The 20,092-nt window shown below is 52.1% G+C and carries 22 protein-coding genes and 2 pseudogenes; 8 read left to right on the plus strand and 16 right to left on the minus strand.

The genetic code is table 11. From position 1 onward, the window contains the following. Positions 1-6: 6 nt before the first annotated feature. Entirely contained in the window at positions 7-171 is a 165-nt protein-coding gene (locus tag BLS62_RS31135; protein WP_159436597.1) for a hypothetical protein, read from the plus strand. Continuing rightward, positions 156-350: pseudogene (locus BLS62_RS27875) on the plus strand (DDE-type integrase/transposase/recombinase); the annotation flags it as partial. The gene BLS62_RS31135 and the pseudogene BLS62_RS27875, both read left to right, overlap by 16 nt. A gap of 153 nt (positions 351-503) precedes the next feature. Here BLS62_RS27875 and BLS62_RS27880 read toward each other — a convergent pair. From BLS62_RS27880 to istA, 10 genes and pseudogenes are all read right to left on the minus strand, one after another. Continuing rightward, positions 504-2,087 carry an ABC transporter substrate-binding protein gene (locus BLS62_RS27880; protein WP_093190177.1) on the minus strand — a complete coding sequence of 528 codons (1,584 nt, stop codon included), beginning with the start codon at positions 2,085-2,087 and terminating at the stop codon, positions 504-506. Positions 2,088-2,204: 117 nt separating this feature from the next. Beyond that, positions 2,205-2,582, minus strand: a pseudogene (locus BLS62_RS27885) (integrase core domain-containing protein); the annotation flags it as partial. A gap of 33 nt (positions 2,583-2,615) precedes the next feature. Then, a protein-coding gene (locus BLS62_RS27890) for an IS3 family transposase (RefSeq protein WP_208991308.1) occupies positions 2,616-4,126 on the minus strand; the annotation gives its coding sequence in 2 pieces (ribosomal slippage) (positions 2,616-3,706 and positions 3,706-4,126; 1,512 coding nt in all). A gap of 43 nt (positions 4,127-4,169) precedes the next feature. Continuing rightward, the gene (locus BLS62_RS32680; protein ID WP_093190179.1) at positions 4,170-4,604 is read right to left on the minus strand and encodes an IS66 family transposase; all 435 of its coding nucleotides are present in this window, start codon (positions 4,602-4,604) and stop codon (positions 4,170-4,172) included. Between the two features lie 63 nt (positions 4,605-4,667). Further along, the gene (tnpB, locus tag BLS62_RS27900; RefSeq protein WP_143521651.1) at positions 4,668-4,826 is read right to left on the minus strand and encodes an IS66 family insertion sequence element accessory protein TnpB; all 159 of its coding nucleotides are present in this window, start codon (positions 4,824-4,826) and stop codon (positions 4,668-4,670) included. Positions 4,827-4,893: 67 nt separating this feature from the next. Beyond that, positions 4,894-6,411 carry a group II intron reverse transcriptase/maturase gene (ltrA, locus tag BLS62_RS27905; protein WP_348271876.1) on the minus strand — a complete coding sequence of 506 codons (1,518 nt, stop codon included), beginning with the start codon at positions 6,409-6,411 and terminating at the stop codon, positions 4,894-4,896. Between the two features lie 614 nt (positions 6,412-7,025). Further along, positions 7,026-7,289 (minus strand): IS66 family insertion sequence element accessory protein TnpB, encoded by a 264-nt coding sequence (gene tnpB / locus BLS62_RS27910; RefSeq protein WP_093175362.1) that lies wholly within the window; start codon positions 7,287-7,289, stop codon positions 7,026-7,028. After that, positions 7,286-7,483: a hypothetical protein gene (locus tag BLS62_RS27915; protein ID WP_093190183.1), complete on the minus strand. Its 198-nt coding sequence runs from the start codon at positions 7,481-7,483 to the stop codon at positions 7,286-7,288. Before BLS62_RS27915 ends, tnpB (BLS62_RS27910) begins: the two co-directional genes overlap by 4 nt. A gap of 97 nt (positions 7,484-7,580) precedes the next feature. Further along, entirely contained in the window at positions 7,581-8,408 is an 828-nt protein-coding gene (gene istB, locus BLS62_RS27920; RefSeq protein ID WP_093190185.1) for an IS21-like element helper ATPase IstB, read from the minus strand. Next, positions 8,405-9,634 carry an IS21 family transposase gene (gene istA, locus BLS62_RS27925; RefSeq protein ID WP_093190187.1) on the minus strand — a complete coding sequence of 410 codons (1,230 nt, stop codon included), beginning with the start codon at positions 9,632-9,634 and terminating at the stop codon, positions 8,405-8,407. The genes istB and istA overlap by 4 nt, the downstream gene beginning before the upstream one ends. A 93-nt stretch (positions 9,635-9,727) precedes the next feature. Between istA and BLS62_RS27930 the strand changes: the two genes are divergently transcribed. The 5 genes from BLS62_RS27930 to BLS62_RS27950 all read left to right on the plus strand — a co-directional run bounded on the left by BLS62_RS27930 (position 9,728) and on the right by BLS62_RS27950 (position 14,367). Continuing rightward, positions 9,728-10,066: a transposase gene (locus BLS62_RS27930; RefSeq protein ID WP_093178124.1), complete on the plus strand. Its 339-nt coding sequence runs from the start codon at positions 9,728-9,730 to the stop codon at positions 10,064-10,066. After that, a complete protein-coding gene (gene tnpB, locus BLS62_RS27935) occupies positions 10,063-10,326 on the plus strand; it encodes an IS66 family insertion sequence element accessory protein TnpB (RefSeq protein WP_093175362.1) in 264 nt (87 codons plus the stop codon). Before BLS62_RS27930 ends, tnpB (BLS62_RS27935) begins: the two co-directional genes overlap by 4 nt. A gap of 614 nt (positions 10,327-10,940) precedes the next feature. Then, entirely contained in the window at positions 10,941-12,458 is a 1,518-nt protein-coding gene (gene ltrA, locus BLS62_RS27940) for a group II intron reverse transcriptase/maturase (protein WP_348271852.1), read from the plus strand. Positions 12,459-12,525: 67 nt separating this feature from the next. After that, positions 12,526-12,684 carry an IS66 family insertion sequence element accessory protein TnpB gene (gene tnpB / locus BLS62_RS27945; protein ID WP_143521606.1) on the plus strand — a complete coding sequence of 53 codons (159 nt, stop codon included), beginning with the start codon at positions 12,526-12,528 and terminating at the stop codon, positions 12,682-12,684. 63 nt (positions 12,685-12,747) lie between these two features. Then, the gene (locus BLS62_RS27950; protein ID WP_093178121.1) at positions 12,748-14,367 is read left to right on the plus strand and encodes an IS66 family transposase; all 1,620 of its coding nucleotides are present in this window, start codon (positions 12,748-12,750) and stop codon (positions 14,365-14,367) included. A 107-nt stretch (positions 14,368-14,474) separates the two neighbouring features. Here the strand turns inward: BLS62_RS27950 and BLS62_RS27955 are convergent, their stop codons facing one another. The 5 genes from BLS62_RS27955 to BLS62_RS27975 all read right to left on the minus strand — a co-directional run bounded on the left by BLS62_RS27955 (position 14,475) and on the right by BLS62_RS27975 (position 17,553). After that, positions 14,475-14,672 (minus strand): hypothetical protein, encoded by a 198-nt coding sequence (locus BLS62_RS27955; protein ID WP_093190189.1) that lies wholly within the window; start codon positions 14,670-14,672, stop codon positions 14,475-14,477. Positions 14,673-14,744: 72 nt separating this feature from the next. Further along, on the minus strand, positions 14,745-16,364 hold the full coding sequence (locus BLS62_RS27960) for an IS66 family transposase (RefSeq protein ID WP_093180813.1): 1,620 nt from the start codon (positions 16,362-16,364) through the stop codon (positions 14,745-14,747). A 63-nt stretch (positions 16,365-16,427) separates the two neighbouring features. Next, positions 16,428-16,775: an IS66 family insertion sequence element accessory protein TnpB gene (gene tnpB / locus BLS62_RS27965; protein ID WP_093190191.1), complete on the minus strand. Its 348-nt coding sequence runs from the start codon at positions 16,773-16,775 to the stop codon at positions 16,428-16,430. Continuing rightward, entirely contained in the window at positions 16,772-17,110 is a 339-nt protein-coding gene (locus BLS62_RS27970) for a transposase (RefSeq protein ID WP_093178124.1), read from the minus strand. The genes tnpB (BLS62_RS27965) and BLS62_RS27970 overlap by 4 nt, the downstream gene beginning before the upstream one ends. 206 nt (positions 17,111-17,316) lie before the next feature. Beyond that, complete coding sequence (locus BLS62_RS27975) at positions 17,317-17,553, minus strand: transposase (RefSeq protein ID WP_093190193.1); 237 nt, start codon at positions 17,551-17,553, stop codon at positions 17,317-17,319. Here BLS62_RS27975 and BLS62_RS27980 point away from each other — a divergent pair. Beyond that, entirely contained in the window at positions 17,495-18,067 is a 573-nt protein-coding gene (locus BLS62_RS27980) for an IS66 family transposase (RefSeq protein ID WP_280141891.1), read from the plus strand. The genes BLS62_RS27975 and BLS62_RS27980 overlap by 59 nt on opposite strands. A gap of 257 nt (positions 18,068-18,324) precedes the next feature. Here BLS62_RS27980 and BLS62_RS27985 read toward each other — a convergent pair whose 3' ends face one another. Further along, positions 18,325-20,085, minus strand: a complete 1,761-nt coding sequence (locus BLS62_RS27985) for an ATP-binding cassette domain-containing protein (protein WP_093190195.1) — start codon at positions 20,083-20,085, stop codon at positions 18,325-18,327. Between the last annotated feature and the right edge of the window lie 7 nt (positions 20,086-20,092).

A 20,092-nucleotide genomic window follows, 5' to 3' on the forward strand; every position in this document is an offset into this window, starting at 1 on the left:
GCCACCATGGCACATGATAAAGTTCTTGAGCTTGCTCGTCAAAACGGTCTTCTGGCCGATCTGCTCACGCAGTTGATAAGAGAGGGCGCAAGGGAGTTGGTGCATCGGGCTGTTCAATTAGAATTTCAGTCTTTGCTTTCGCTGTATGGACTGGTCCAGGAAAAGTGGTGATGGATAAAAGCGGAGCAAACAAAGCCGGGTTAACCAACATCAATATTTGCCTCTTCCTGGCGGGCCGCTGGCAGTCCTTCATTGATATTCTTCAAGTCAAATACCTCAACAATATCGTTGAGCTGGATCACCGCTTTATCAAGGGCATCACCAAACCCATGATGGGCTTTAAGGCCTTTCGTCAGTTTATGGCGCTCGCAGGATAACTGCGTCCAGACCATAGCTGGATTCTGTCCGCACCTAAAGTTTGCGACAGAACCCAACTTATTGGTAACTGCAAGCTTCACCGGATACTTACAAGTCTTCTCATTTTCATGCAATATTTTTCCGAATTATTTCAGGTCAACACCGTAGAAGATGTGACCACCGAATGGATCGATCTTGTAGTTCTTGACGTTTACAGAGATTGGCTGAGACACCAATGAGTGTGCAATGGTTGCCCATGGAGCTTCCCGCTTGAAAACAACCTGAGCCTGCTCGTAAAGTTTTGTACGCTCCGCAGGGTTTGCAGTTACTTTCGCTTTTTGAATCAGACTTTCGAATTCAGCATTACACCACTGAGCGCGGTTGGCTCCACCAACACCATCACAGCCAAGAAGAACTGCGAGGAAATTATCTGGATCACCATTATCACCGGTCCAACCGAGAAGAACAGCACCGTCACGCTCTACGTCTGTGGAGCGCTTGAGATACTCACCCCATTCGTACGTCACGATTTCAACATCAACACCAACCTTTGCGAAGTCGGCCTGAATAACTTCTGCCATACGACGTGCGTTTGGGTTGTAAGGACGCGGCACAGGCATTGCCCAGATCTTCATCTTCAGGTCTTTCACACCTTCTGCTTGTAGAGCCGCTTTTGCAGCAGCAGGATCGTAAGTGTCGTCCTTCAAGTCGGCTTTGTAAGACCAGATGGTCGGTGGGATTGGGTTGGTTGCTGCTTTACCAGCTCCTTGGAACACGGTATCCAAAATTGCCTGTTTGTTGATAGCGGAGTTTAGAGCCTTACGGACCTTAACGTTATCAAACGGAGGCATCTGAGTGTTGTAAGCCAAGAAGCCAATATTTAGACCTTCACTCTGCAACAGGTTGATAGACGGATCTTCCTTCATTGCTGCAATATCAGCTGGGTTTGGGTATGCCATAATGTGACATTCACCAACTTTCAGCTTCTGATAGGCAACGGCTGGATCAGTCGTGATCGCGAAGATGAGGTTGTCAATCGGCGCTTTACCTGCCCAGTAATCCGGGTTAGCTTTGTAGCGGATCGCGGCATCTTTCTGGTAACCCACAAGCTGGAACGGGCCAGTCCCTACAGGATTCTGGTCGAATGTTTCTTTGTTATCCATCATTTTGTCCGCATATTCAGCGGAATGAATGGATGCGAAGTCCATCGCAAGATTTGCGATCATTGGAGCTTCTGGGCGTGAGAGTACGAACTTCACTGTGTAGTCATCAACTTTAACGATGTCTTTGATAAGAGTTGGCATAGACATGCTGTTAAAGTACTCGTAAGTGCCACCAGAAACACTGTGGTAAGGGTTTTCTTTATTGCTCTGACGGTCAAATGAGAATATTACATCATCTGCATTAAAATCGCGAGATGGAGCGAATTTATTGGTGGTGTGGAATTTTACGCCTTTACGAAGGTGGAACGTGTATTTTTTACCATCTTCGGATACTTCCCAGCTTTCAGCCAGCCCTGGAACTACGTTTGTGGTACCGCGCTCGAACTCAATAAGTCTGTTGAAGATATTTTTGGAAGATGCATCAAAAGTAGTCCCTGCTGTGTAGAGAGCTGGTGTGAAGCCCTCAGGAGAACCTTCTGAACAGTAAACAAGGGTCTTTGCCATGCCTAGTGTAGCAAACGTCAATGTAGCAGCAAATACACTGCCCATAAGAATTGATTTTTTCATTTCTCGTGTTCCTAATCATTTTAAGTGAATGTACAGCTTAGGTTTATGACTAATTAATCAGAGGTGGTCCCGTTTGTTTGGACAGTTGAGCATCATCTATAAGTGGATCCGCTCCGATTATGCTGCAGCTTGAGTTATGCCTTGCGTGTGGTTGCAATAAGCCTGATCCGGGGTACTCCAGTCAAGCGATGAATGTGGGCGTTTCTGATTATAAAAGGCGATGAATTTACCGATGGCCTTTCTAGCTTCTGGCACACTGGCGTAGGCCTTGAGGTAGACCTCCTCATATTTGATGGTGCGCCAGAACCGCTCAATGAAAACATTGTCGCGCCAAGCGCCCTTGCCATCCATGGAGATCTTGATGTCCTTGCGTTTAAGCACATCCGTAAAATCTATGCTGGTAAACTGAGAGCCTTGATCAGAGTTGAAAATCTCTGGCTTGCCGTGCTTTGCCAGCGCCTCGATACAAAATTCCACTTCCATGGTGATCGATAAGCCGGTGTTTGTCAAACAAGTTGTCCGCCAATTTCATGCAGCGTCTCTGATTTCGGTGCCGCTGATTTCGCGTTCCGGGTTTAGCCAGACGGGTCCTTCAGGTAGCCAGTTGCGTGTTTTTCCTGACCAGCGTTCTGGCTTTTGCGCACGTGCATTTGCATAAATCCTGGCACGTTTGTCGAGCGTTGCTCGGTCCTGCCCTGCATGGCGCGCGTCTGGCGTAACGAAGCGGATCGCGCTGTGCAAGTGCTCGCTGTTATACCAGATGACGAAGGATTTTACCCACGCCTGCGCATCGGCCTTTGTGGCAAATCCCCTGGAGGGCCAGTCAGGGCGGTATTTGCAGGTTCGGAATAACGCTTCTGAAAAGGGATTGTCGTTGCTGACACGTGGTCGGCTGTAGGACGCTGTAATGCCCAGCCTTTCCATCGTTGTTTTCATGGTAGCCCCCTTCATTGGGCTGCCGTTATCTGCGTGGAGGACCAGAGGTTTCAGAACACAGCCCTGGGCCAGCACCGCCTTTTCGATGAGCTCAGCAGCTCGTTCTGCGCTCTCTCGCTCATGCACTTCCCAGCCGACGATTTTCCGGCTGAAAATGTCCACGATCAGGTAAAGGTAGAAGAACATGCCCGCAATCGGTCCGGGCATCCAGGTTATGTCCCATGTCCACACCTGGCAGGGCCCTCTGGCCTGATAACTGGTGGGTGGTTTGCGCCGTACAGGAGGCTTGGCACGGCCACGGTGATGCTGCTGACCATCTGTGCGCAGGATGCGGTAAAAGCTGGATTCAGACGCCAGATATCGGCCTTGATCGGCCAGTTTTGGTACAATCTGGCTGGGTGGCAAGCTGGCGAATTCCTCTGAATTACAGACCTCCAGCACTGCGGCACGCTCATACTCGCTGAGCTTATTAGCTGGCTCCAGGCGCGGCACAATAGGCCGCTGATCGGGCTGAATTTGGCCGTCTTTCGTCCATCTCCTGAATGTCCGCTCACTGATCTCCAGCTCTGCGAAGGCCATGAGGCGTCGTGCGCCAGCGGTGACAGCCTCGTTGATCAGAGCGACTGCGGTTGTGCGATCTGGGGTGCTGATCATGCGTCCTCTGCGCCCCCCCAGATCGCTGAGACCTTTTTTCTGAGAATAAGCAACGCAGCAGCCTCAGCCAGAGCTTTCTCCTTTCGGGCCAGTTCCCGTTCCAGATCCTTAACCTTCTTTTTCTCTTCTTTCGTCGCTTGACCAAGACGCGCAGTGCTGGCGCGGTCCCAGTCATTTGCCTGCTCACAAGCGACCCGCCATGCAGCGATCTGCGCCGGATAGAGCCCGCGCTTGCGGCAGTATTCGCCCAAATCAGCCTCATTCAACGCCGCCGTTTCCAACACAGCGGCAAACTTATCACGCGAGGACCATCCCTCAGGGCTCGTGTCAGCGCAGGGCAAAAGCTGGCCTTTGCCGCGCGCCTCAGCCCGCCATTTATGGAGCGTCGCCTCGCAAATCCCTTCCTCGCGCGACAACTGCCGAATGGCTATGTTGCCCGGTGGCAGCATCCGCTTAAGCACTGCCGCTTTTCGTTCCGGTGAATATCCCACGTCATCTTCCTATCCCGCCCACCTTAAAATAGAGAAAAATAGAACAGCGGACAACATCCCTGACACAGGGGGACCCGCTCGCGTTCCACATCGCTACGCACCCGAGGTTTGCCGCGGGTCGGTTTGGGGGCTCTTCAAGTGTGGAGGTGGCCAGTTCCGGCACGGGCAACTGCTCATCTTCCGGCTCCTGGCATGGGTGGGCAGTCTCCAGGTTTTCCAGCGCCAGTTCAAGCTGGGCAATCTCGCGGTCGATCTTTTCTGAAGATGCGCCAAAGCGTTGCCTGCGCAACTTGGCCAAAGCTTGTTTGAACCATGTGATCAGAACCAGATGGGCCTGCTCATTGGCTTGTAAACTCTCAACCTTTCCCTGCAACGCCAGCACCATGGCCTTGAGTAAAACTGGATCATCAGGAAGGGAGTTAAGAGACTGGTTCATATGGGTATTTTACCTCATATATCTCCAATATCAAAGTAATACCCCATTCAAAACCCAAGATATTCACCCCATTCGAGCGGGCGGAGCTCCCCAACTGGGGCGTCTCCAGTCCATCCCTTCCCACAGCATGGCCAGCTGTGCTGAGGTAAGTCGGGCTGAGCCATCGACTGGTGAAGGCCACGGGAACCGGCCCTTTTGTAGGGTAAGAAACGTCAGCCACAGCTGACGTTTCTCCCCTCCGAACCGTACGTGCGGCTTTCACCGCATACGGCTCTCCATTCAAGCTTGGCTAGAAAGCCAGCACGAGACCACGATAGTGCGTTTCGTAGAAAGGAGCCTCGTTCTTTTCCCGAAGATAAGGATTTGAACGTGGTGTCTTCCAGCGGAATTGCCCGCGCTGATGATTGGTTAGCCGGTACAAGATGCTTGAAACGCGTACTCCTTCTTTCGTCATCGAGTGCACCATCCATGTCTTGGCTTTTAAGCCATCCGGCCGCGCGAACCACTTTCGCATCAGACGAGAGATGCGCGAGCGATACTTGCGCCCCAGCCAATGTGCCATTTTCCAGAACACGACGGTATCGACGTGCTGGAAGACCTTGGATGTGTAATCGGTGAACTGATAGAAGTTTGCCCAACCCATGAGTTGACGGTTTAGCCGCTTAATCATGTCGCTATGGGCCATGTTGTGGTCGCCGCAAAGAGCCTTAACCATGCGGTATTTGAACCCCCTGGTTTTCTCCCGGGGAATGGTTGTTACTGGTCGCATCACGCCACGGGGACCGCGTTTGCGAATGATCCGGTGACCGAGAAAGACAAACCCATCATTAACATGAGTGACATGGGTTTTCTCCATGTTTAACGTCAATGCCAGATCGCCTTCCAGGAATGCTCGACATTCCTCGCGTACCGCGAGCGCCTGTGCCTTCGTGCCTTTGACGATGACAACAAAGTCATCGGCATAACGGCAATAGGACACTGCCGGTCTGCGACAGCGGTTCTCACGAACCGCCACAGGGCTGGCTTTTCTGACGCTCTCATTCCAACCACGACGTTTGTTGCGCGCTGCTTTTCCAAGGAATTTCTCATCCATCCAACGATCAAACTCATTGAGCATAATGTTGGACAGAAGCGGAGAAAGAACCCCGCCTTGAGGAACGCCCTTGCTGGCGGCGCAGAAGAGGCCTTTATCGATGTGACCTGCCTTCAAAAGCCTCCAGAGCAGTGCGATAAACCGTTTGTCCCGGATGCGCTTGCGCACACACGAGAGCAGCTTGCGGTGATGGACAGTATCAAAGTAGCTTGCCAGGTCACCTTCGATCACCCAGCGACCCTTTGTGTTCCTGCCATCCGTTGTCTGCATCAAAACGGCCCGGATCGCGTGGTGCACGCTACGCTGTGGCCTGAAACCATATGAGTAAGGACTGAAGTCGCTTTCCCAAATCGGCTCCATCGCCATCAACATGGCGCGCTGTACTATGCGATCCGTCAGTGTCGGTATTCCCAACGGTCTCAGCTTTCCGTTCCCTTTCGGGATGTAGACGCGTCGTGTTGGAGCGGGCGCATAGGTCCCATCCAGCAGAGATCGCCCCAACGTCGCAAGGAGTTCCTCCTCATTTTGTCGGAAACGATCTCGGTCCACGCCATCTACGCCCGGGGTCTTTGCGCCGCTCGACGCCAAGGCAACCCGGGCAGCCTCAGTCAGCCAAGTCCGATCAGCAATTAAGCGTAAGAGGCGATCAAATCTTCTGGTTCGCTCGTCCTGCGCCCATTTCGCAAGCTTGTGTTGCATGTCGCTGATTATCAAAGGTCTTCACCTCGTTGTGGTCAGTTAATGTGCAGCCCTAAGCAGCTTGAACTGTTCCCCTTCGCCATGTGACAGGCTTTCCCTATCCCGGACTACTACGGGAACTCCGCCAGCGTGGCCGTCATCGGGGTGAACTCCCTTGCGAGTATTAAATATACCAACCTCATTCGGCACACGCCTTCCCTCGTTCCTATGTTGGACTTAAAGCGTATTGGTTAGGCTGCCGGCCGTAGTCTTTTCCCTTGCGTCCCGCAAGTCGGCATCGGCCATCGCCAACAAACTGCATAAGTTGACGACACCCTCGAAAGCGTTTCTGGAGTACGCTGTCGGTTTGCGCGCTTCCGGTCATGAAATCCATGGCGCGACCGATGTTCCGCCTGTTAAACCATGTAGGCGGAGGCTACAATTCAGCCCCTCAGATACGGTTTAGCCGGTTCGTGTTCCTCAACCTTCCAATACTCAGCCTGAAGATGGGTCTTGACTTAATGGCTTCGTCGCACATCTCTTTATCCCACGGGCTACGTCACCTTGCCAGTTCACGACAAATCACCGCCGCTTCGGCTCTCGCCCTTTCGCAGTAAAGGACGGTCTGTTAAAGGAAACGCCTCCTTTCACTAGAATTCCAAACATAAGCGCCCCGGTCGAAACCAGGTTCGAGGCGCACCCAGCACCTTGTAATAAAGGCAAAACCCCTGACCATCCCAGTAAAGCAACTTGATCCGGTCGCCGCGCCGGCCGCGAAACGCAAACACGGCGCCATTTGCCGGGCGCTGGCGTAATTCCGTCTCCGCCAAAGCGGCCAGACCCGCAATGCCCTTGCGCATATCCGTCACACCGCACGCAAGATAAACCCGCACACCTGTTCCCGGCCCGATCATGTCGCTTCCACCAGCCCAATAAACCGGCGAACCTGCGCATCACTTAAGTCACTGGAAAGTCGCAGGCTCCGGCCATTCCCGAACCCAACCTCAATAACTACTGGTCCTGACGGTTCTGGATCAGTAACAACAACAGGCACAAAAAGGGGAGCCTTCGTGTTTTCACTTGTGTTGCTGTCGCAGTACTTAGCCATCCATCGCTTCAGCTGTCAATGCTGGGTCAAATTTCCCCAAAAGTGCTGGACCAAATTTCCCCAGTTTGAGGTTTGGTGACCAGCCTTTTTTTTAGGTCTAGTTCTCCTTTTTAGGTGGTCTTCCGCGACGTTTGGGTGGTGGTGGAGGAGTTATTGATGCGTTGGCTCTTATATGCTCTGGAATAAGGTCGGTGTGACCGCGCAAGCGGTAGCTTGCGCCTTCGATGTGAATGACAACGGCATGATGTAACAGTCTGTCGAGAAGAGCGGTTGCAACAACACGATCGCCAAAGATCTCTCCCCATTCTGCAAAGCCACGGTTTGACGTGAGGATCATCGAGCCTTTTTCATAACGGGCATTGACGAGTTGGAAGAACAGGTTTGCCCCTCCTGTGGTGATTGGCAGATAGCCAATCTCATCGACGATCAACAGAGAGGTTCGTGCAAAGAAACGCAGTTTCTCCGTCAGCCGGCCTTCTCTTTCAGCTTTTGCCAAGGCTTCAATCAGGTCAGCTAAGGCGATGCGATAGACGCGCTTTCCCGCTTTAACGGCAGCAACTCCCAAAGCCGTTGCCAGGTGGCTCTTCCCGGTTCCAGGAGGTCCCAGAAAGTGAAGCACTTCATTGCGGCTGATAAACTCCAGCTCCGCCAGAGCCATGATGCGCTCCCGGTCCAATGAGGGCTGGAATGTGAAGTCAAAGCTTTCCAGTGTTTTGATGGGTGTAAGACGGGCTGTTGTCAGAGCGACACCAATGCGGCGGCCTTCGCGCGTTGAATACTCTTCATTGAGCAGGCTATCTAAAGCCTCCAGTGCTGTGAGCTCGCCTTGTTCCAGCTGGCTGAGCGTGTGGTCGAGTACCTCCAATGCCCGAGGCATTTTCAAGCCCACCAGTGAAGACTGAATACGTTTACTAAGAGAACTCATGGCTTGCCTCCCGCCCAGGCAAGTCGCTGGCCTACGGCTTCATAGAACTCCAGTGGGCGTTGACTTACACCGCTGTGTTTGGCTGGCTCTTTCCCGCCACGGCGGCGCTGTGTTGTCCGTGGAAGGGCTTTACGATGACGTGGGTCAACCTGACGCTGGTTCTTGCCTTCCAATACCGGGTGGGTGGCAATCAGTTGACCCTCTTCATAGATGCGAACTTCTTGCGGATGATGCTGGACTTCAACCCTGCGCTTCTTGACGGTGTCCGGCACTGAATAAAGGTTCCCTGCAACTGAGACCATGCCTTCATGTGTCACCCGTCGTTCCACCAGCAAAACAGCATCATAAGGGTGTGCTGGCAAAGGGATCAGAGCAGGCTGTTCCTCACAGAAAGCCTCGTTCACGACACGATTGGTGGTGGCATGAACACGGGCATTGGCAAAGTCCTCGCACCACCTTGTGAACTGGGCATTGAGATCATCCAGATCGCGGAATGTGCGAGCGAGAAAGAAATCCTGCCGGATGTAGCGAAATGGACGTTCTACCTTGCCTTTGGTCTTGGCCCGGTATGGCTGGCAAGCATCCGGCTGAGCGTCATAATGGTCCAAAAGAGCGACAAGAGATGGATTAAAGCGAACAGTGCCATCTGGATCCTCTCCCAGTACGGCTGTCTTCATGCGATCATACAGCACCTCCAGTGTGGCACCGCCGAAGGCTTCAAAGGCTGCAATATGACAGCGCAGGACTGTTTCCAGTTTTTGATTGGAACAATAGCGTCCCCACACAAACCGAGAATTGCCAAGGACAATAGAAAACAAAAAGACTTTGCGCGTCATGCCCGGTTCACTGGTGAACTCTACCTGAAATTCAGCAAAATCCACCTGTGCCTGCTGGCCGGGTGCTGTCTCAAAGCGTCGTTCGAACGGGCGTGCCGAAGCTGGGCGAAGCTCGCGAAGATACTCCGTTACAGTGGAGTAACCGCCTTCAAATCCCAGTGCCTTTAACTCACGGTGTAAGCGCCGGGCAGACAGGCCTGGGAACCGCTCCAGGCGTTCAAGCAAGTAGTCTTTGTAGTCCTCCAGCATACGCCCATCACGCTGACGAGGTCCGTAAACAGGGGCTTCAAGGCCTTGGTGCAGATATTTAGCGACTGTCTTTCTATCCAGGCTCGCTTTGCGCGCTATGGCACTTATAGACAAGCCTTGCTGCTTCAAATTATGGATCATTACGATCTTCGTAACCGTCCGCTCAGGACCGCCTTACTTGGTTGCGTTTGATTGAGTATTTTCTTCTTCAGTTTTAGTTGAGGAGGCAAGTCATTGTTGGATGAATCGAGGCCACGGCGGTCGTGGACACGGGTAGAAAAGGCGGCAATCACTGCGCAAGTTGGGGTTGATGGAGCAACGCTGTTTGATGTTGCGCAGAGCCATGGTGTCGGCCGGTACTTGCTGAAGCGATGGATGGCTCAGTACTGCGACAGCAACACAAGTGAAAACACGAAGGCTCCCATTTTTGTGCCTGTTGTTGTTACTGATCCTGAGCCTTCAGGACCCACCGTTATTGAGGTTGGGCTCGGGAACGGTCGCAGCCTGAGGGTTTCCAGTGACTTAAGTGATGCGCAGGTTCGCCGGTTTATTGGGCTGGTGGAAGCGACATGATCGGGCCGGGAACAGGTGTGCGGGTTTATCTTGCGTGCGGTGTGACGGATATGCGCAAGGGCATTGCGGGTCTGGCCGCTTTGGCGGAGACGGAATTACGCCAGCGCCCTGCAAATGGCGCCGTGTTTGCGTTTCGCGGTCGGCGCGGCGATCGGATCAAGTTGCTTTACTGGGATGGTCAGGGATTTTGCCTTTACTACAAGGTGCTGGGTGCGCCTCGAACCTGGTTTCGACCGGGGCGCTTATGTTTGGAATTCTAGTGAAAGGAGGGGTTTCCTTTAACAGACCGTCCTTTACTGCGAAAGGGCGAGAGCCGAAGCGGCGGTGATTTGTCGTGAACTGGCAAGGTGACGTAGCCCGTGGGATAAAGAGATGTGCGACGAAGCCATTAAGTCAAGACCCATCTTCAGGCTGAGTATTGGAAGGTTGAGGAACACGAACCGGCTAAACCGTATCTGAGGGGCTGAATTGTAGCCTCCGCCTACATGGCTTAACAGGCGGAACATCGGTCGCGCCATGGATTTCATGACCGGAAGCGCGCAAACCGACAGCGTACTCCAGAAACGCTTTCGAGGGTGTCGTCAACTTATGCAGTTTGTTGGCGATGGCCGATGCCGACTTGCGGGACGCAAGGGAAAAGACTACGGCCGGCAGCCTAACCAATACGCTTTAAGTCCAACATAGGAACGAGGGAAGGCGTGTGCCGAATGAGGTTGGTATATTTAATACTCGCAAGGGAGTTCACCCCGATGACGGCCACGCTGGCGGAGTTCCCGTAGTAGTCCGAGATAGGGAAAGCCTGTCACATGGCGAAGGGGAACAGTTCAAGCTGCTTAGGGCTGCACATTAACTGACCACAACGAGGTGAAGACCTTTGATAATCAGCGACATGCAACACAAGCTTGCGAAATGGGCGCAGGACGAGCGAACCAGAAGATTTGATCGCCTCTTACGCTTAATTGCCGATCGGACTTGGCTGACTGAGGCTGCCCGGGTTGCCTTGGCGTCGAGCGGCGCAAAGACCCCGGGCGTAGATGGCGTGGACCGAGATCGTTTCCGACAAAATGAGGAGGAACTCCTTGCGACGTTGGGGCGATCTCTGCTGGATGGGACCTATGCGCCCGCTCCAACACGACGCGTCTACATCCCGAAAGGGAACGGAAAGCTGAGACCGTTGGGAATACCGACACTGACGGATCGCATAGTACAGCGCGCCATGCTGATGGTGATGGAGCCGATTTGGGAAAGCGACTTCAGTCCTTACTCATATGGTTTCAGGCCACAGCGTAGCGTGCACCACGCGATCCGGGCCGTTTTGATGCAGACAACGGATGGCAGGAACACAAAGGGTCGCTGGGTGATCGAAGGTGATCTAGCAAGCTACTTTGATACTGTCCATCACCGCAAGCTGCTCTCGTGTGTGCGCAAGCGCATCCGGGACAAACGGTTTATCGCACTGCTCTGGAGGCTTTTGAAGGCAGGTCACATCGATAAAGGCCTCTTCTGCGCCGCCAGCAAGGGCGTTCCTCAAGGCGGGGTTCTTTCTCCGCTTCTGTCCAACATTATGCTCAATGAGTTTGATCGTTGGATGGATGAGAAATTCCTTGGAAAAGCAGCGCGCAACAAACGTCGTGGTTGGAATGAGAGCGTCAGAAAAGCCAGCCCTGTGGCGGTTCGTGAGAACCGCTGTCGCAGACCGGCAGTGTCCTATTGCCGTTATGCCGATGACTTTGTTGTCATCGTCAAAGGCACGAAGGCACAGGCGCTCGCGGTACGCGAGGAATGCCGAGCATTCCTGGAAGGCGATCTGGCATTGACGTTAAACATGGAGAAAACCCATGTCACTCATGTTAATGATGGGTTTGTCTTTCTCGGTCACCGGATCATTCGCAAACGCGGTCCCCGTGGCGTGATGCGGCCAGTAACGACCATTCCCCGAGAGAAAACCAGCGGTTTCAAACATCGACTGGTTAAGGCTCTTAGCGGCGACCACAATACGCCCCATACCGACATGATTAAGCGGCTAAACCGCCAACTCATGGGTTGGGCAAACTTCTATCAGTTCACCGATTACACATCCAAGGTCTTCCAGCACGTCGATACCGTCGTGTTCTGGAAAATGGCACATTGGCTGGGGCGCAAGTATCGCTCGCGCATCTCTCGTCTGATGCGAAAGTGGTTCGCGCGGCCGTATGGCTTAAAAGCCAAGACATGGATGGTGCACTCGATGACGAAAGAAGGAGTACGCGTTTCAAGCATCTTGTACCGGCTAACCAATCATCAGCGCGGGCAATTCCGCTGGAAGACACCACGTTCAAATCCTTATCTTCGGGAAAAGAACGAGGCTCCTTTCTACGAAACGCACTATCGTGGTCTCGTGCTGGCTTTCTAGCCAAGCTTGAATGGAGAGCCGTATGCGGTGAAAGCCGCACGTACGGTTCGGAGGGGAGAAACGTCAGCTGTGGCTGACGTCTCTTACCCTACAAAAGGGTCGGTTCCCGTGGCCTTCACCAGTCGATGGCTCAGCCCGACTTACCTCAGCACAGCTGGCCATGCTGTGGGAAGGGATGGACTGGAGACGCCCCAGTTGGGGAGCTCCGCCCGTTCGAATGGGGTGAATATCTTGGGTTTTGAATGAGGTATTACTTTGATATTGGAGATATATGAGGTAAAATACCCATATGAACCAGTCTCTTAACTCCCTTCCTGATGATCCAGTTTTACTCAAGGCCATGGTGCTGGCGTTGCAGGGAAAGGTTGAGAGTTTACAAGCCAATGAGCAGGCCCATCTGGTTCTGATCACATGGTTCAAACAAGCTTTGGCCAAGTTGCGCAGGCAACGCTTTGGCGCATCTTCAGAAAAGATCGACCGCGAGATTGCCCAGCTTGAACTGGCGCTGGAAAACCTGGAGACTGCCCACCCATGCCAGGAGCCGGAAGATGAGCAGTTGCCCGTGCCGGAACTGGCCACCTCCACACTTGAAGAGCCCCCCAAACCGACCCGCGGCAAACCTCGGGTGCGTAGCGATGTGGAACGCGAGCGGGTCACTCTGCAGTCACCCAAAGCGTGCCCCGAGTGTGGCGGCGAGCTGCGGCTCATCGGGGAGGATGTGTCTGAGCTGGTGGAGTTCATCACCGCAAAGCTAAAGGTGATTGAAACAGCGCGGCCCAAGACGTCCTGCCGGGTGTGCGAGAAAATCGTGCAAGCTCCAGCACCAACCCGGCCCATTGAAAAATCCAGTGCCGGAGCCAGCTTACTGGCGCATATTCTGGTCTCCAAGTTCGATGATCATTTGCCGCTATACCGTCAGAACGAAATCCTTGCCCGGCATGGCATTGATATTCCCCGCTCTACTCTGTCGGACTGGTGCGGGCTTGCCATGAAAACGCTGGCTCCGCTGAGCGAACTGCTTAAAGCTGAGGTGATGCTCTCAGATCGCTTGCATACCGATGACACACCCATTGATGTCCTGGGTCGCCAGTTCAAGGCGGCGAGCGGTTCCGGCAAAGCTTCGAGGCAGGGCCGGATCTGGACCTATGTGCGCGATGATCGCCCCTTCGCAGGAGAGGCCCCGCCTATTGCTGCCTATTGGTTCTCCGCAAATCGCAAGGCTGACAACCCGCGATGCCACCTCAAAGAGTTTTCCGGCATTCTGCAGGCCGATGCCTATGCCGGCTACAAGCAACTTTATGACAGCGGGGACATTAAAGAAGCCGCCTGCTGGGCGCATTGGCGCCGCGACTTCCATGATATCTTCACCGCCACCAAATCAGAACTGGCCAGATACGCACTGGAGCAGATCGGTAAGCTTTATGACATTGAACGTCAGATCAGCGGAAAACCACCAGACCTGCGGCATGAAGTGAGGCAGAAGCACAGTAAACCCATCGCTCAGGCCTTCAAGGCCTGGTGCGAGGCTCAGCTTACCCGCATCTCAGGCAAATCACCGCTGGCCAAAGCCATCCGTTATGGCCTCTCCCGTTGGCACGCCTTCACCTTGTTCCTCGACGAGGGTCGCGTCGCGATCGACAACAATGCGGCTGAGCGCGCAGTCAGACCTATTGCATTGGGCCGTAAAAACTTCTTATTTGCCGGATCAATGGCCGGCGGAGAAACTCTGGCGGACGCCATGACGTTGATTGAAACCGCCAAACTCAATGGTCTCAACCCGCAGGACTATCTCACAGATGTCCTTGCCCGCATCAACGATCACATGATCAACCGCCTCCACGAGCTCCTGCCATGGAACTGGAAGCCGGACGCAAAATCACAGCGTCAAGCCCAAATCATGGCGCCTTGAGCGGACGGTTACGATTGACCACCCCTCCGCACCCCTTTTTCCAACCGGAACGTGAGGGAGAGTTTGGCCAGCTTTTGATTGAAGGGGCATGCCCCTTCAATCAAAAGTCAAAGCTGCGAAAGTGGGAAATTTTCAAGCAGCACAAATGGGGAGAATACATCCAGCACTGACATCAGCAAGTACCGGCCGACACCATGGCTCTGCGCAACATCAAACAGCGTTGCTCCATCAACCCCAACTTGCGCAGTGATTGCCGCCTTTTCTACCCGTGTCCACGACCGCCGTGGCCTCGATTCATCCAACAATGACTTGCCTCCTCAACTAAAACTGAAGAAGAAAATACTCAATCAAATGCAACCAAGTAAGTAACCGTCCGCTCAAGGCGCCATGATTTGGGCTTGACGCTGTGATTTTGCGTCCGGCTTCCAGTTCCATGGCAGGAACTCGTGGAGGCGGTTGATCATGTGATCGTTGATGCGGGCAAGGACATCTGTGAGATAGTCCTGCGGGTTGAGACCATTGAGTTTGGCGGTTTCAATCAACGTCATGGCGTCCGCCAGAGTTTCTCCGCCGGCCATTGATCCGGCAAATAAGAAGTTTTTACGGCCCAATGCAATAGGTCTGACTGCGCGCTCAGCCGCATTGTTGTCGATCGCGACGCGACCCTCGTCGAGGAACAAGGTGAAGGCGTGCCAACGGGAGAGGCCATAACGGATGGCTTTGGCCAGCGGTGATTTGCCTGAGATGCGGGTAAGCTGAGCCTCGCACCAGGCCTTGAAGGCCTGAGCGATGGGTTTACTGTGCTTCTGCCTCACTTCATGCCGCAGGTCTGGTGGTTTTCCGCTGATCTGACGTTCAATGTCATAAAGCTTACCGATCTGCTCCAGTGCGTATCTGGCCAGTTCTGATTTGGTGGCGGTGAAGATATCATGGAAGTCGCGGCGCCAATGCGCCCAGCAGGCGGCTTCTTTAATGTCCCCGCTGTCATAAAGTTGCTTGTAGCCGGCATAGGCATCGGCCTGCAGAATGCCGGAAAACTCTTTGAGGTGGCATCGCGGGTTGTCAGCCTTGCGATTTGCGGAGAACCAATAGGCAGCAATAGGCGGGGCCTCTCCTGCGAAGGGGCGATCATCGCGCACATAGGTCCAGATCCGGCCCTGCCTCGAAGCTTTGCCGGAACCGCTCGCCGCCTTGAACTGGCGACCCAGGACATCAATGGGTGTGTCATCGGTATGCAAGCGATCTGAGAGCATCACCTCAGCTTTAAGCAGTTCGCTCAGCGGAGCCAGCGTTTTCATGGCAAGCCCGCACCAGTCCGACAGAGTAGAGCGGGGAATATCAATGCCATGCCGGGCAAGGATTTCGTTCTGACGGTATAGCGGCAAATGATCATCGAACTTGGAGACCAGAATATGCGCCAGTAAGCTGGCTCCGGCACTGGATTTTTCAATGGGCCGGGTTGGTGCTGGAGCTTGCACGATTTTCTCGCACACCCGGCAGGACGTCTTGGGCCGCGCTGTTTCAATCACCTTTAGCTTTGCGGTGATGAACTCCACCAGCTCAGACACATCCTCCCCGATGAGCCGCAGCTCGCCGCCACACTCGGGGCACGCTTTGGGTGACTGCAGAGTGACCCGCTCGCGTTCCACATCGCTACGCACCCGAGGTTTGCCGCGGGTCGGTTTGGGGGGCTCTTCAAGTGTGGAGGTGGCCAGTTCCGGCACGGGCAACTGCTCATCTTCCGGCTCCTGGCATGGGTGGGCAGTCTCCAGGTTTTCCAGCGCCAGTTCAAGCTGGGCAATCTCGCGGTCGATCTTTTCTGAAGATGCGCCAAAGCGTTGCCTGCGCAACTTGGCCAAAGCTTGTTTGAACCATGTGATCAGAACCAGATGGGCCTGCTCATTGGCTTGTAAACTCTCAACCTTTCCCTGCAACGCCAGCACCATGGCCTTGAGTAAAACTGGATCATCAGGAAGGGAGTTAAGAGACTGGTTCATATGGATATTTTACCTCATATATCTCCAATATCAAAGTAATACCTCATTCAAAACCCAAGATATTCACCCCATTCGAACGGGCGGAGCTCCCCAACTGGGGCGTCTCCAGTCCATCCCTTCCCACAGCATGGCCAGCTGTGCTGAGGTAAGTCGGGCTGAGCCATCGACTGGTGAAGGCCACGGGAACCGACCCTTTTCCAGCACCTTGTAGTAAAGGCAAAATCCCTGACCATCCCAGTAAAGCAACTTGATCCGATCGCCGCGCCGACCGCGAAACGCAAACACGGCGCCATTTGCAGGGCGCTGGCGTAATTCCGTCTCCGCCAAAGCGGCCAGACCCGCAATGCCCTTGCGCATATCCGTCACACCGCACGCAAGATAAACCCGCACACCTGTTCCCGGCCCGATCATGTCGCTTCCACCAGCCCAATAAACCGGCGAACCTGCGCATCACTTAAGTCACTGGAAACCCTCAGGCTGCGACCGTTCCCGAGCCCAACCTCAATAACGGTGGGTCCTGAAGGCTCAGGATCAGTAACAACAACAGGCACAAAAATGGGAGCCTTCGTGTTTTCACTTGTGTTGCTGTCGCAGTACTGAGCCATCCATCGCTTCAGCAAGTACCGGCCGACACCATGGCTCTGCGCAACATCAAACAGCGTTGCTCCATCAACCCCAACTTGCGCAGTGATTGCCGCCTTTTCTACCCGTGTCCACGACCGCCGTGGCCTCGATTCATCCAACAATGACTTGCCTCCTCAACTAAAACTGAAGAAGAAAATACTCAATCAAACGCAACCAAGTAAGGCGGTCCTGAGCGGACGGTTACCCAAGTAAGGCGGTACTGAGCGGACGGTTACCCAAGTAAGGCGGTACTGAGCGGACGGTTACAAAACTCAGGAGGTAAATACCCTATCAGAAACAAACCCGTAAGGCGGTCCTGAGCGGACGCTTACAGTCCTGACGGTTCTGGATCAGTAACAACAACAGGCACAAAAAGGGGAGCCTTCGTGTTTTCACTTGTGTTGCTGTCGCCGTACTTAGCCATCCATCGCTTCAGCAAGCACCGGCTGACATCATGGCTCTGCGCAACATCGAACAGCGTTGCTCCATCAACCCCAACTTGCGCGGTGATTGCCGCCTTTTCTACCCGTGTCCACGACCGCCGTGGCTTCGATCCATCCAACAATGACTTGCCTCCTCAGCAAAAACTGAAGAAGAAAATACTCAATCAAACGCAATCAAGTAAGGCGGTCTTGAGCGGACGGTTACGTCTGGTCGCGCGTCAGAAACACAGCAGAGCGTTAATCGAATCCTTTGAAGAGTGGTTGAACAACCACAGGGCCAAGGTCTCCAGAAAATCACCTCTTGGAGAAGCCCTCAGTTATATTGCCAAATACTGGAATGGACTAATCCGCTTCCTTGACGATGGGCGCATAGAGCTGGACAACAATTCTGTTGAGCGCACAATCAGGCCAATAACTCTAAACCGCAAGAATGCATTATTTGCCGGTCATGATGCTGGAGCGGAAAACTGGGCCATGATCGCTTCTCTTATTGAAACTTGCAAACTGGGTGCTATCAACCCACACACCTACCTTGCAACCACACTCACAAAAATCGCCCAAGGCCACAAACAAAGCAAGATCAACGAACTCCTGCCCTGGAATTTTGAGGAACAAGAAAGTCAAGGTGTGGTCTAAACACCGCTTACTTTTATAATCAGAAACGCCCACATTCATCGCTTGACTGGAATACCCCGGATCAGGCTTACTGCAACCACCCGCAAGGCATAACTCAAGCTGCGGCGTAATCGGAGCAGATCCACTTATAAACCGTCCTAAACTGTCCAAACAAACGGGACCACCTCTGACAACGCCATCCTCCATAAAACTCAGGAGGAAAATACTCTATCGAAAACAAACAAGTAAGGCGGTCCTGAGCGGACGCTTACTAATCATCAACTCACAATCAGTTTTGCTTTGTCTTGGTATCGCCATAACTTAGCATAAACTCCAGATTGGAGTATCAACGCATTGTGTGTTCCACGTTCTATAATAGATCCTTTATCCATGACTAGTAACTCGTCCGCGTGACAAACAGTGGATAGCCTATGGGCGATAATCAATGTTGTAATATTACGCGATATTTTCAAAATATTTTTCTGGATCTGCTGCTCGGTAATAGAATCCAGTGAGGATGTCGCTTCATCAAATATAAATAATTTTGGCTTTCTAATTAATGCTCGTGCAATTGCAACTCTTTGGCGCTCTCCCCCCGATAACTTTAGGCCTTGTTGCCCCACAATAGTGTCGTAACCATTAGGTAATGACAAAACGAAATCATGCAACTCAGCAGCTTTAGCTGCCTCTTCAATATCTTCTTGACTATAGCTTAATCTACCCATCCCAATATTGAAACCAATAGTATCATTAAACAATGTCGTCTCTTGACTTACGATAGCAATAGCGTCTCGTATGTTTTCATGAGATATTGCATCTGCGGGTTTACCATCAATATCAATCCTACCATCAACTGTTTCATATAGACGTAACAGCAATCTTGCAATCGTGGACTTGCCTGAGCCACTTGGACCAACAATCCCTAATATTTTGCCCGCTGAGATCTGAAAATTGAGACCTTGGACTACGTCTTTGCCACCTTCATAGCCAAATCGTACATTTCGGAACACTACCTCCCCACGTGTTATTTCGCTGCGCGCTTCACTCCTGTTTTTATTTGCTTCAATTTTTTCAGAGAACAAGTCCGATACACCTTCAATATATATTAACGCTCTGCAAATGTCTCGATATGACAAGCTTAATCCTTCAAGCGGGCGTAATAACTGAAAAATCACGGTATTAATTAGAACAAAATCACCAATACTTAATTTGTCTGAAGTAAAATCTTGTATTGAAATGAAAATAATAATTGATATGCCTGCCAAAATTGTCATTGCAGACAGAGATGCCGTAAGAGATCGTTTTCTATACCAGCTTGACCAACTTTCCACTGCAAGTTTCAATGATATTGAAATTTTCTCAGAGGCTATTTTTTCCGCATTAAAACATTTTATGACTGCAACATTAGACAGATAATCATAAGCTCTGCCGTTCACTTCAATAAATGAATTCGAAGCCGCTCGTTGTGTTTGATTTAGACGCTCAGCCCCTATTACGACTATTGTAATGTAAACTGCAACCATAGAAAATATTATACTTAGATACGTAAAGTCATACAGGGTCAGTATTACTCCAAATACAACTATTAACTCCAATGCTAAAGGAATAACAACAAATATGACGTTAAATAAAAATGTTCTATATCCCATTAATCCATTTGAGGCGACTTGTTGAATACTACCCGTTCGATGGTCCGTATGAAAACGCATCGTTAAATTGACTAAATGCTTAAATAAAATAATGTACAATGTAGCTTGAAGAGACTGCTCGACGCGCCCATATATTGCCCATCTAGCTTCTCCAAGTAGTCGAGCTGTTGCAATGATCATAATATAAATAGTAACTAAGAACCAAGCTGGGTCACTTTCAAAGTCTTGAAGTGTATCAATAATTTCTTTAAAAAACACGGGCGTTAAAGAAGTTAATATTGATGCAAAGCAGATTACTATTATGGTAGAAGCGAATCGTAGCTTCAGTTTCAACTCTGATTTTTGCCATAATTTTTTAGATATTTTTAATATATTTCGCAACTTATTCACGTGAACC

Source organism: Pseudovibrio sp. Tun.PSC04-5.I4 (genome assembly GCF_900104145.1).
Taxonomy (GTDB): domain Bacteria; phylum Pseudomonadota; class Alphaproteobacteria; order Rhizobiales; family Stappiaceae; genus Pseudovibrio.

Bases quoted from the DNA above. Each gene is read 5' to 3' on its own strand.
- BLS62_RS27915 (WP_093190183.1), bottom strand. From the start codon at position 7,483: ATGGCTAAGTACTGCGACAGCAACACAAGTGAAAACACGAAGGCTCCC.
- BLS62_RS31135 (WP_159436597.1), top strand. From the start codon at position 7: ATGGCACATGATAAAGTTCTTGAGCTTGCTCGTCAAAACGGTCTTCTG.
- tnpB (WP_093175362.1), bottom strand. From the start codon at position 7,289: ATGATCGGGCCGGGAACAGGTGTGCGGGTTTATCTTGCGTGCGGTGTG.
- istB (WP_093190185.1), bottom strand. From the start codon at position 8,408: ATGAGTTCTCTTAGTAAACGTATTCAGTCTTCACTGGTGGGCTTGAAA.
- BLS62_RS27960 (WP_093180813.1), bottom strand. From the start codon at position 16,364: ATGAACCAGTCTCTTAACTCCCTTCCTGATGATCCAGTTTTACTCAAG.
- BLS62_RS27880 (WP_093190177.1), bottom strand. From the start codon at position 2,087: ATGAAAAAATCAATTCTTATGGGCAGTGTATTTGCTGCTACATTGACG.
- tnpB (WP_093190191.1), bottom strand. From the start codon at position 16,775: ATGATCGGGCCGGGAACAGGTGTGCGGGTTTATCTTGCGTGCGGTGTG.
- istA (WP_093190187.1), bottom strand. From the start codon at position 9,634: ATGATCCATAATTTGAAGCAGCAAGGCTTGTCTATAAGTGCCATAGCG.
- BLS62_RS27950 (WP_093178121.1), top strand. From the start codon at position 12,748: ATGAACCAGTCTCTTAACTCCCTTCCTGATGATCCAGTTTTACTCAAG.
- BLS62_RS32680 (WP_093190179.1), bottom strand. From the start codon at position 4,604: ATGAACCAGTCTCTTAACTCCCTTCCTGATGATCCAGTTTTACTCAAG.
- tnpB (WP_093175362.1), top strand. From the start codon at position 10,063: ATGATCGGGCCGGGAACAGGTGTGCGGGTTTATCTTGCGTGCGGTGTG.